3 protein-coding genes are annotated in these 1,296 nt (G+C 70.3%); 2 read left to right on the top strand and 1 reads right to left on the bottom strand.

Annotation, left to right across the window (positions count from 1 at the left end):
- Nucleotides 1-245: DUF2938 family protein (locus tag P409_RS34605; RefSeq protein WP_034849455.1), on the bottom strand; the 245-nt coding region annotated here is incomplete at its 3' end.
- Between the two features lie 70 nt (nt 246-315).
- Between P409_RS34605 and P409_RS34610 the strand changes: the two genes are divergently transcribed.
- Nucleotides 316-975: an ArsR/SmtB family transcription factor gene (locus P409_RS34610; protein ID WP_034849456.1), complete on the top strand. Its 660-nt coding sequence runs from the start codon at nt 316-318 to the stop codon at nt 973-975.
- A 132-nt stretch (nt 976-1,107) separates the two neighbouring features.
- A partial coding sequence (locus tag P409_RS34615; RefSeq protein ID WP_034849458.1) for a hypothetical protein occupies nt 1,108-1,296 on the top strand: 189 nt, incomplete at its 3' end.

The following is a 1,296-nucleotide window of genomic DNA, read 5'->3' on the forward strand; positions in this document are numbered from 1 at the left end:
ATGCCGATGGCGTAATGGGTGGCCCAGCCCAGCGCCCGCTCGCCCGCCACCGGCGCCGACCGGCCGATGCCGTCATGCACGAAGCGGCCGCGCGGCAGATGCCCGACCCAGCGGCCGACCATGGCCCAGTTCAGCCCGGAGACCCCGGTCAGCCGCGCCAGCAGCGCCGTCCAGAGGTCGCCGACAGCGGTGGCGCCGGCGCCGACCAGCACCGCCCGCAGCCCGAATTCCAGCTCGTTCTCCATCCTCCGGCCCTTCGCGCTCCATTCATTCAATGATTTGCTTGATTGATGAAGCGATGCTAGCGTCCTGTCAATGACCGACGATCAGTCCCGCCTTTTCGCCGAGCTGGCGGAGCTCGCCCGCACCCTCGGCCACGCTCATCGCCTGATGCTGCTGGAGCAGATCGGCCAGGGGGAGCGGCCGGTGGAGCGGCTGGCCGAGCTCGCCGGCCTCTCCATCGCCAACGCCTCGCAGCACCTGCAGCATCTGCGGCGCGCCGGGCTGGTCGAATCGCGGCGGGACGGCAAGCGCGTGCTGTACCGGCTGGCCGGCGGCCCGATCGTGCCGCTGCTCGCCGCGCTGCGTGGTCAGGCCGAGCACCGGCGGGCGGAGATCCGCGGCGTCCTCGCCGACAGCGCGAGCCGGCCGGAGCGGCTGGAGGGGCTGTCGCGGGAGGAACTGCTGCAGTGGCTGCGCGAAGGCGGGGTGACGCTGCTCGACGTCCGTCCTGAGGAGGAGTTCGCGCTCGGCCACCTGCCGGGGGCGGTCAACATCCCGGTCGAGGCGCTGGAGCGCCGCCTGGCCGAGCTGCCGCCGGGGCGGGAGGTCGTCGCCTATTGCCGCGGCCCGTACTGCGTCCTGTCGGTCGAGGCGGTCGCCGCCCTGCGCGCCCGCGGCTTCGCCGCCCACAGGTTGCGCGACGGCTTCCTCGACTGGAAGGCCGCCGGGATGGCGGTCGAGGCGGCCGGATAGGCAAATCGCATCCGGGCGTCCGGCAGTTCGCTGCGCCGCGAATATTTCACGACCAAAATACACTCGGTTGACAATTCCGCGAAATTTGCCGCTCTTGTCGTGTCTCCTTGATGAATTGTGGAGACGCGAGAGATGACGCAGGTCCCCTATATCGGATCCGGTCCCTATTGCTATGCGAATTCCTTCGCGATGATGTTCGGCGGCCGGGCGCCGTCCACCGCGGTGATCGAATTCGCCGCCGGCGGGCCGTTCGGCATGCAGCTGGTCGGCGGCACGCTGCCGTTCTTCGACCCCTATGGCTGGACGCCGGAGGCCGGCTTC

Origin of the sequence: Inquilinus limosus MP06 (assembly GCF_000767795.1) — a bacterium.
GTDB classification, from domain to species: Bacteria; Pseudomonadota; Alphaproteobacteria; order DSM-16000; family Inquilinaceae; genus Inquilinus; species Inquilinus limosus_E.

Bases quoted from the DNA above. Each gene is read 5' to 3' on its own strand.
- P409_RS34610 (WP_034849456.1), top strand. From the start codon at position 316: ATGACCGACGATCAGTCCCGCCTTTTCGCCGAGCTGGCGGAGCTCGCC.